Consider the following 8,734-nt stretch of genomic DNA (forward strand, 5'->3'; position numbering starts at 1 on the left):
ATAGCGACGCAAATTCATGATCCAGCGACGCAAATCATCATCTTAGCGACGAATAGTCCTCATCCCCGCGCCTCAGCGACGATTGTTTCGATTCTAGCGACGAAAACTCATAATCCAGCGACGAAAATCGCCAGTAGAGCGACGAAGCAATTACCCACAAGCAAATCTCAGCACTTGATCTTTGAAATGCACCGAGCAACAGTACAAAAAGCCTTGGATTTGTTTTCTACACACAAAAAACACCCCAAAATGAGGTGTCAAACAAACTTGGCCATCAGCACATCATCAAGATAGGTGCCATCCGCCAACTTATATTCTTTTAGCTTTCTGCCTTCTTCCACAAAACCGAGTTGCTTGTAGAGCGCAATTGCTCGGGTATTTGTTGCGAAAGTAAATAGCGAAATCTTCTCAATCACTGGGTGGGCATGCGCCCAGTCAATCAGTCCCTGGACCAACTGCTTCCCATAACCTTGACCGCGAGCTTCTTGCTTGATCATTACACCAAACTTCCCAGTGTGCCTCACTTTTATTCGACCTTCCGTTTGAAAAACCAACCAACCCACAACTTCGCCGTCTTTCTCAGCAACAAAGAGCACTTCATTCGGATGCTCTTGTTTTGCTTGAATCCACTCGCGTTGCCCTTCAACCGTCTGGTGAAATTCATCTATAGTAGATACAAAATAAATCTCTTCTGTTAAAACTTCTTTTTGGATAGCTACCATAGCTTCCGCATCTTCTGGCCTAGCTAAACGAATCATTGAATTGACTCCTTATATAAAACCGAATATGAGATCACCTAAAACTAGTGTAGAAGCGACACTAACAATAATAAATAGAATAGAGTTAACTTTTCTCCCTGCTTTCCATTCATTTAAAGCTGTTATTGCCCCTATATATGGCATTGTGAACATGAATATAGTGTAATATATATCAGTCTGAGTAATTAAATACGCAAGTGCACTCACTACACCCACTAACCCAAAAAGAAACGTAATCACTCTCATTTATTTCACTCCACTTTCTTCAGCCACCCTCTGCATCTCCTCACTCTCTCCAGAATAAGGATTCACTTTAAACTGACCACCTGTTTTTGTATGTACAAGATAATAATTGATTCCGGAAGGCTGCTCGATTTCGACACTTACGGATTCCGCTTCCTCGTTATGCACGTTCTCCACGATCTCCATTGCCTCCACAAACGTGTACTCCGGCTGAATGATCGGAAAAAGGAGAAGACTCGCCGCGACTCCCACGGAAATTGCGACGTAAACAGGCCGCATGCTATCAAAGTTATCACTCATCCAAGCAATAAAGAAAGCAACTATCAGCACTACAGCAAGCGCGATAGGAAGCGTTTGAAAGTTTTGCACGGGTTCTAACAAACTGTGTCCGGCTAATGCATTGTCAAAGAAGACACCTACTGATGCAAGCAATCCAATAAATCCGCCGAACATACCAAGTGCCGCTCTGCGCTCTTCTGTCATGACGCTTCCAAACCGGAATTCTTTTTATAGAAAGGTGTTTTTTGAAGTAGATAATCAAGTAGAGCAAAGAGGGCGGCATAAATCAATCCGGTCATGAAAAATAGTAGGAATCCCATTCCTTGAACAACGAATAAACCAAACAATCCGCTAATCATCCCCCCGACAATACCATGTAATACAAGGGATAAAACGGGGTTTGTAAGTTTGTTCTGTAACAACCAGGAGAATGGAATGCCAATTAGAAAAACAAAAGGCACTGCAAATGCTGAAACCACAAGCCCAATCGTGAAAAAGTTTGTCCGCCACTCACTAAAAATAAACGGTACTAAGAAATAGCCAATTACTACGGTCAGAGCAGCAACCTCAAGTTTCCGATTCAACATAGGCCCTCTTCCTCTCTGTTTATACCTCTTACTCCTTCATACGAATTTGTTTGTCGGAAGTTTCATATACTACCAGTTTATTCAAAATAGTTCGGTTTGCCTACTTTTATTTTCATCGCTAACTTAACACCTTACATATTTCCGCTTAAAGCCAAGCTTCCCTCGCGTCATCCACTTCTCGATTGTCGCTGAGGCATCCAATACAGCGGTTTTTTTCCCTGGTCGCTCCAATTCAATCTGCCCGATTTCCCGTGACACCTCGAGGGCCTTTTCGTGAAGCGGGATGAAAGAGATGGCAACTGTATACACAAAGTTGTTCATAGACGATTGTGCGCGTGGTGGTGCGGAGTGGATTGTCATCTTCACGACATCTAACAATCGACTAACCTTCTCGACATCGAATTCTTCGTCTTTTCGGTTGCCGAGTAGCCAGCAATACGTACTCCATCCAGCAGAGCGTTTCAACTCCTCGCCACTTTCAATCCAAGTATCCGCGACTTCTTGAGCGATTGATGCTTCTGATAAAGTAACGGCCACTACAAAATCGGACAACATATAAAAATAGGCGGTCTCCATCCACCTGTCGAAATCCTCTGCAGTCATCGCGTCTGGATCTGCAATGACACCTGCGAAATACATCGCATCGTAATTTCCTGTTGCGTACAATTCTTCTGCAAGCGGCTGGTTTCGTTTAATCACTTTCTTCATCGGCTTCATAGCACCAGTTGCTACACCAAACAACGGCTCTTTTGCACCATTCCCCATATAAAGCTTTTTCGTCCGTTCCGTTCCTAGAGATTCCAATTCACGCATCACGTCTTGCACGTTCATAACCTTTCCTCCTTTAGTGGTAAAACAACCCCAGTTGTTGTCTCAAATTCTATATATTTTCAGCATACCGAAACAAACAATAATTGTCTTTAAAATTTCAAGTTCTTTTGATTTACTTCTGTTTAAATTATGGTATTCTTTTCTCATTGCGCTCATGGAGCAAACACTTTGAGTAAGGGGGTTTTCACCTTGAAACTACGCGTTTCTGCTGTTCAATATCATCTTCACACCATCCAAAACTTTGAACAGTTCGCCGATCAAGTGACACATTACGTCAAGACGGCAGCTGAGTTCAATACAGAGTTTATTTTATTCCCGGAATTCGTCACGACCCAGTTGCTGTCAATTTCTGAAACTGGCCAAGGCCAACCGATTCAAAACCTGACACTTTATACAGATGCGTATCGCGAACTATTCTCACAACTTGCGATGGAGCACGGCGTCTACATTATCGGTGGAACGCATGTTATGCAAAAAGGCGATCACCTCTACAACGTCGCTCATTTGTTTTCTCCCGATGGGCATATCGGAGAGCAAGCAAAGCTTCATTTAACACCAACCGAAGTGTCCGAATGGGGTATCACACCAGGAGATTCGCTTCGTATTTTTGAAACGCCTAAAGGAAAAATCGCAGTCATTACGTGTTATGACATCGAGTTTCCGGAAGTTGTACGAATGGCACGAGGGATGGGAGCAGACGTCATCTTCTCACCTTCCTGCACAGATGATCGCCACGGATTCAACCGAGTGCGCTACACTAGTCACGCTCGTACAATCGAAAATCAGGTGTATGTGGTCACAACAGGTACAGTCGGTTCTCTTCCGACAGTCGACTTTATGCGTGGAAACTTTGGAGAAGCAGCAGTTATCACACCAAATGATGTCCCATTCCCACAAGACGGTATCCTTGTGAAAGGCGAAATCAACAACGATATGGTCATCACAGCGGACCTTGATCTTTCACTTCTCTATGAAGTACGCGAACATGGTTCTGTAACTACGTGGCGCGACCGTCGTTTTGATTTGTACCCTGACCTCGGGAAAGTCGAGACAGAGACGTTGCCGACACCGGATTGGGTAACTGCCAACCGCAACGTGCGCGTATAATTTCTTCACCAAAAAAAGGAGCGATTTGAGATGGAGTATGTACAAATCACGGGTATAAATGATCCGTTGTTTCTGAAAATGCACAAGTTGATGCAGGATGTGTTTCCTGCGGAGGAAGTGCTTGAATATAGTTTATGGGAAGGTCCACTACAAGACCCGACGATTCGTATGTTTGTAGCTGTTGAAGACGGCGAAGTAGTGGGCGCGACGGAATATCGTTTCTATCCGGACCGCAAATTATCCATGACAGATTTCACATTGATTGGAAAAGAGGGGCTTGGCGTTGGTCCGTTCCTAGCGAAGAAACGTCATGAAGATTTGATGCATTTATCGTTTGAACATGGCATCGAGTTAATTGGCGTGTTTGCGGAGATTTATGACCCGTACCGTGCGGAGCGCCACGACTTTGGTGGGCTGCAGGCGATGAATCCGTTTGTTCGTCGTGAAGTTTTGGCGCATCTTGGATTTAAGAAATTAGACTTCACATACGTACATCCCTCTTGGACGAATGAAGGCGACGCAGTGACCGAACTGGATTTCTGCTTCCTTCCTTTTGCAGACCTTGAGTCCGTTCCAGGAGCAGAAATTGCAGATTTCTTGAAGATGTATTATGCCATCTTGTCTGAGAAGCCACAAGCTTGGCAGGATATGATCACTCACTTGGAAGCAGCTGGTGAAGTGAAGTTACTAGCTTTATAGTTGTTAATCAAAAGAACCCCAAGATTCTCTCACTCGAGAAATCCTGGGGTTTTATTTTTATAGAAATAGCGCGATGAAATTGAAAATTCCGGTGATTGAGTAAAGAACGATGGAAACTCCTATAGCTCCTACGAAAAAGTACGCTACTAGTTTGAGTAAGTCGAGAACTGCGCCAATCAAATCATCGATGAATGATAGTCCTTTCACATTCTCACTCCTATCAGAATTATTTCGTGCTGGTCTCTTTCACGAAGCTACCAAATTTCTCTTCCTCTTCAGCGAATGGAAAGTGATTGCTGTTCTTGAACTCCCAGAATGTTGCACCCGGTATTTCTGCAGCGATTTCTTTTCCAAAGACAAGTGGACATTGGGAATCATAAGTTCCTGTATATACAAACGTTGGCACTACGATTTCCTGTAGTTGTTTTGTGAGGTCAAAGTTCGGATATTCTATTTTTCGGAAGTAATCAAGTCTTGGCCCACATGTTTTTCCACTGTTTGGCTTTGTCATAGAACGTTTTAAATTCTCTTCCAAATGGTAGGACATCAAAGCCCACTCGTATCCTAGCTTTTGTCGTTCTTCAAGAGGGACTTCATCTTGACTTAACCGATCCATAATATAAACAATCCGTTCGTAATTTGGATTTTGGGTACTGTATATACAATCTGGATGTTCTCCGTACGCTTTTGAAGCCGCTGCCCCACCCACAATAATTTTAGTTAACGAGTCAGGAAATTGAATTGCGTAAACGAGCGCAAGCATGCCGCCTGTTGAATGCCCCGCAAATCCCCATTTGTTTAAATCCAGTGCTTTACGAATTGCTTCTAAGTCTTTTACAGTTTCCAACATACTAAACTCATCTTCATGCACAGCTCTCTCAGATTTTCCAGCACCTCTGACATTGATTAGGTAGACTTTATAATGTTCAGCAAATGCTGCCCCAAATAAATTTCCGTTCGAATTATATTCACTGTAATGATGTGTAACCGCCATTGGTTCTCCATGTCCATATGTGAAATACTCAAATAATCCACGATCAGTATGTATATAATTAGTTTCCCACATAGTTGCTCGCCACTTCCCATCTTTCTTCCATCATACACACCCACCCTTTATTCATCAACAGTATTTACCAATTAGAATTCCTTTAAGTTGTGGATTAAAAAAATTGATTTTCAGAAGACTAGATAGGTTTATTCTGGGGATGAAAGTTTACGCGGACACTGAATTCGGTTTTGCGGACATTGAACCTACCTTTCTCGGACATTGAATTCATGTTTGCGGACATTGCCCGTTTACGCGGACACTGAATATGGTTTTGCGGACATTGAACATACTTTTCTCAGACACTGAATTCATGTTTGCGGACATTGCCCTTTTACGCGGACATTGAATATGGTTTTGCAGACATTGAACCTACCTTTCTCGGACATTGAATTCATGTTTGCGGACATTGCTCGTTTACGCGGACATTGAATTCGGTTTTGCAGACATTGAACCTACCTTTCTCGGACACTGAATTCGGTTTTGCGGACATTGAACCTACCTTTCTCGGACATTGAATTCATGTTTGCGGACATTGCCCGTTTACGCGGACACTGAATATGGTTTTGCGGACATTGAACATACTTTTCTCAGACACTGAATTCATGTTTGCGGACATTGCCCGTTTACGCGGACACTGAATTCGGTTTTGCGGACATTGAACCTACCTTTCTCGGACATTGAATTCATGTTTGCGGACACTAGAAAAACCCCCACCCCTCATCTGCCTGTTGACAGTGAAAAGTTGGGGCTTTTATTATTTCGGACGATCCATTGAAAAGATTTCACCAATCTCTGCATAGCTGGTTCCGGCTAAGCGACTTACCGCATTCAAAGCTCTCGGATCGATACGTCCATTGCTATAAATCTCTTCATCTATATGAAAACGGACGACACGACCAATCAGTAAATCGCTACCGGCATCGCCTTCATGGAATGGAATGGCTTCGACAAGTCGACATTCCATACGCACTTTTGCTTCTCGGATTCCTGGAACAGCAACCACTTCACTAGCTACTGGAGTGAGTCCTGCACGAATTAACTCACTCTCATCTGGCGCCAAACTAGCAGCCGTTTCATTGATCTTTTCAACATTGTCCCGGTCGACAATATGCACAACAAACTCTTTTGTCCTGTAAATATTGCGTGCCGTATCCTTGTGACCCGAAGCAGGTCGCTGTATAGAAAGAGAGACCATCGGCGGGTTAGACGAAACAATGGAAAAATAACTGAATGGCGCGCCATTGATGACACCATTTCCAGAATCCGTCGTGACAAAAGCAATCGGTCGTGGAATGATACTGCCAATCAACAACTTATAATTTTCACGTTCTGTCTGCGCGTTTGGATCAAAAGAATGCATCGCACTACCTCCTAGTTGGACTATTTGGGTACAGAAATCGGAATCAAGCGGTCTTCGATTCGAGAACGGTACTGCTCATACTGAGCCGGCAACATTAACTGTTCACCCATTGTTTCCAAAGACTCATCATACCCAAAGCCTGGTGGATCTGTTGCAATTTCAAATAAAATTTCTCCCGCTTCCCGGAAATAGATAGCATTGAAATAATTCCGGTCTTTGATATCCGTCACTTGCTCGCCTTTGTCATAGACATACGCCTGCCACTCTTTGTGATCCGCGTCGTCTTCAGCACGCCACGCAATGTGATGAACAGTCCCAACTCCCATTGTACCGACAACACCCGTCACTAGTTTCAAATCAACAGTATTGCCAATATCAGCTGACGATGTAAAGCGTCGGTACTCCCCTTCTTCTGCGACTTTTTCTAGCCCCATCACTTCGGTCAACGTGCGTTCAGTCGCTTCTGGATTTGTCGAATACAATCTCGCACCTGCAAATCCTTTGATAGCTACGTCCGGAGTTACATCACCGATTGTCCATTCGTTATCAGCACCCGCTGCTCTTTCAACTAGTTCTAGGTGAAGGCCATGTGGGTCATCGAATTGCACAACATTTTCACCAAATCGCACTGCTTTTTTAAATGGAATCGCTTCAGATGCCAATCGATTCACCCAAAACGGAAGACTACCGACTGGAACAGCATAGCTCGTTACGCCAACTTGCCCGTCTCCAATCGTCCCTTGGTAAGCATTCACCCACGGGAAGAAAGTTATGATTGTTCCCGGACGGCCGCCTTTGTCTCCAAAGTACAGGTGATACGTTCCCGGATCATCGAAATTGACTGTCTTTTTCACGAGACGCAGCCCGAGTACGCGTCCATAAAAATCTACATTTTCCTGTGGATGGCCGACGATTGCTGTAATGTGATGAATACCTGCTGTTTGTTTTTTCATGCGGTTTCTTCCTTTCCTGTTCTTGTAAGTTTAGTATACGCTCCATTTATCTTGAATTCAAGATAATTGTTTTGATTCGAAATTTCTCTTTCGGAGTAAATATGCTACGCTAAATAAAAATAGGAAACGAGATGATAACTAGATGATCCAGCCTCCGCGCTTTGCGAATTCCCTTCTTGAAACTAAGCTTGCTGCAATCCCTCTTCATGAAGACCCTGAGGTTTTCAATGCTGCTTTATCAGACGAAGTAATGCAAGAAACGACCTACAAAAGCTTACATATTGAAAATAGTATGTTCACCAACTGTGCATTTACAGAGAGTGAATTTTTACAAGCAGACTGGCAAGATGTACGTTTTGAGAACTGTGATTTTTCCAACGTCACGCTCACTAAATGCACGTTAACACGTGTGGAATTTCTCAATTGCCGAATGACGGGTGTCGAGTTTGGGGAGTCGCATCTGCACGATGTGCGGTTCGGGACGTGCGTGATGGATTATGCCCTATTTGGGTCTGGAAAACTTCGCACTAGCAGGTTTGAGTCGTGTAAGCTCGACTTCGCCCACTTCTATTCCACACTGCTTGAGACTGTAGCATTCGCAGACTGTTCATTAGAAGAAGTGACATTTGAGCAGACCTCTTTAGCAGGAATTGACTTGAGCTCGAATCACTTCACCCAGCTCAAAGTGGGTCTTGAAGAAATAAAGGGAAGTCATGTCTCGCCGATGCAAGCATTACAGTTTGCGACTTTATTTGGCCTTGTTATAAAAGAATGAATCATAACCACCAGTAGAACTGGTGGTTTGCTCTGCGCCTATAAGGCGCTTTTACTGGCCATGTCTGAAAGACATACTGAACGGGTGGACCAGC

General features: G+C 43.7%; 11 protein-coding genes. 3 read left to right on the forward strand and 8 right to left on the reverse strand.

Annotation, left to right across the window (positions count from 1 at the left end; translation table 11 throughout):
* Positions 1-257: 257 nt before the first annotated feature.
* From JOD03_RS07295 to JOD03_RS07310, 4 genes are all read right to left on the reverse strand, one after another.
* Positions 258-758, reverse strand: a complete 501-nt coding sequence (locus JOD03_RS07295) for a GNAT family N-acetyltransferase (protein WP_204590188.1) — start codon at positions 756-758, stop codon at positions 258-260.
* 246 nt (positions 759-1,004) lie between these two features.
* The gene (locus tag JOD03_RS07300) at positions 1,005-1,484 is read right to left on the reverse strand and encodes a hypothetical protein (protein WP_204590189.1); all 480 of its coding nucleotides are present in this window, start codon (positions 1,482-1,484) and stop codon (positions 1,005-1,007) included.
* Positions 1,481-1,867, reverse strand: a complete 387-nt coding sequence (locus tag JOD03_RS07305) for a hypothetical protein (RefSeq protein WP_204590190.1) — start codon at positions 1,865-1,867, stop codon at positions 1,481-1,483. The genes JOD03_RS07300 and JOD03_RS07305 overlap by 4 nt, the downstream gene beginning before the upstream one ends.
* A gap of 123 nt (positions 1,868-1,990) precedes the next feature.
* Positions 1,991-2,698, reverse strand: a complete 708-nt coding sequence (locus tag JOD03_RS07310) for a DNA alkylation repair protein (RefSeq protein ID WP_204590191.1) — start codon at positions 2,696-2,698, stop codon at positions 1,991-1,993.
* A 189-nt stretch (positions 2,699-2,887) separates the two neighbouring features.
* Here JOD03_RS07310 and JOD03_RS07315 point away from each other — a divergent pair, with 189 nt between their 5' ends.
* Together JOD03_RS07315 and JOD03_RS07320 are read left to right on the forward strand one after the other, a co-directional pair.
* Positions 2,888-3,805, forward strand: coding sequence for a carbon-nitrogen hydrolase family protein (locus JOD03_RS07315; protein WP_204590192.1), 918 nt, complete (start codon positions 2,888-2,890; stop codon positions 3,803-3,805).
* Positions 3,806-3,835: 30 nt separating this feature from the next.
* Positions 3,836-4,504 carry a GNAT family N-acetyltransferase gene (locus JOD03_RS07320; RefSeq protein WP_204590193.1) on the forward strand — a complete coding sequence of 223 codons (669 nt, stop codon included), beginning with the start codon at positions 3,836-3,838 and terminating at the stop codon, positions 4,502-4,504.
* Between the two features lie 57 nt (positions 4,505-4,561).
* Here JOD03_RS07320 and JOD03_RS07325 read toward each other — a convergent pair whose 3' ends face one another.
* The 4 genes from JOD03_RS07325 to JOD03_RS07340 form a co-directional block, all read right to left on the reverse strand.
* Entirely contained in the window at positions 4,562-4,711 is a 150-nt protein-coding gene (locus JOD03_RS07325; RefSeq protein WP_204590194.1) for a hypothetical protein, read from the reverse strand.
* Between the two features lie 19 nt (positions 4,712-4,730).
* Entirely contained in the window at positions 4,731-5,570 is an 840-nt protein-coding gene (locus tag JOD03_RS07330; RefSeq protein ID WP_204590195.1) for an alpha/beta fold hydrolase, read from the reverse strand.
* Between the two features lie 736 nt (positions 5,571-6,306).
* Positions 6,307-6,912 carry a flavin reductase family protein gene (locus JOD03_RS07335; RefSeq protein ID WP_204590196.1) on the reverse strand — a complete coding sequence of 202 codons (606 nt, stop codon included), beginning with the start codon at positions 6,910-6,912 and terminating at the stop codon, positions 6,307-6,309.
* A 20-nt stretch (positions 6,913-6,932) separates the two neighbouring features.
* Positions 6,933-7,865: a ring-cleaving dioxygenase gene (locus JOD03_RS07340; protein WP_204590197.1), complete on the reverse strand. Its 933-nt coding sequence runs from the start codon at positions 7,863-7,865 to the stop codon at positions 6,933-6,935.
* 142 nt (positions 7,866-8,007) lie between these two features.
* Between JOD03_RS07340 and JOD03_RS07345 the strand changes: the two genes are divergently transcribed.
* Complete coding sequence (locus JOD03_RS07345) at positions 8,008-8,640, forward strand: pentapeptide repeat-containing protein (protein WP_204590198.1); 633 nt, start codon at positions 8,008-8,010, stop codon at positions 8,638-8,640.
* The last annotated feature ends 94 nt before the right edge of the window (positions 8,641-8,734 follow it).

Source organism: Chryseomicrobium aureum (genome assembly GCF_016909155.1).
In the GTDB taxonomy this organism is placed as follows: Bacteria; Bacillota; Bacilli; order Bacillales_A; family Planococcaceae; genus Chryseomicrobium; species Chryseomicrobium aureum.

Excerpts from the sequence above, each read along its gene's own strand:
- JOD03_RS07295 (WP_204590188.1), bottom strand. The coding sequence starts at position 758 with ATGATTCGTTTAGCTAGGCCAGAAGATGCGGAAGCTATGGTAGCTATC.
- JOD03_RS07300 (WP_204590189.1), bottom strand. The coding sequence starts at position 1,484 with ATGACAGAAGAGCGCAGAGCGGCACTTGGTATGTTCGGCGGATTTATT.
- JOD03_RS07305 (WP_204590190.1), bottom strand. The coding sequence starts at position 1,867 with ATGTTGAATCGGAAACTTGAGGTTGCTGCTCTGACCGTAGTAATTGGC.
- JOD03_RS07310 (WP_204590191.1), bottom strand. The coding sequence starts at position 2,698 with ATGAACGTGCAAGACGTGATGCGTGAATTGGAATCTCTAGGAACGGAA.
- JOD03_RS07320 (WP_204590193.1), top strand. The coding sequence starts at position 3,836 with ATGGAGTATGTACAAATCACGGGTATAAATGATCCGTTGTTTCTGAAA.
- JOD03_RS07330 (WP_204590195.1), bottom strand. The coding sequence starts at position 5,570 with ATGTGGGAAACTAATTATATACATACTGATCGTGGATTATTTGAGTAT.
- JOD03_RS07335 (WP_204590196.1), bottom strand. The coding sequence starts at position 6,912 with ATGCATTCTTTTGATCCAAACGCGCAGACAGAACGTGAAAATTATAAG.
- JOD03_RS07340 (WP_204590197.1), bottom strand. The coding sequence starts at position 7,865 with ATGAAAAAACAAACAGCAGGTATTCATCACATTACAGCAATCGTCGGC.
- JOD03_RS07345 (WP_204590198.1), top strand. The coding sequence starts at position 8,008 with ATGATCCAGCCTCCGCGCTTTGCGAATTCCCTTCTTGAAACTAAGCTT.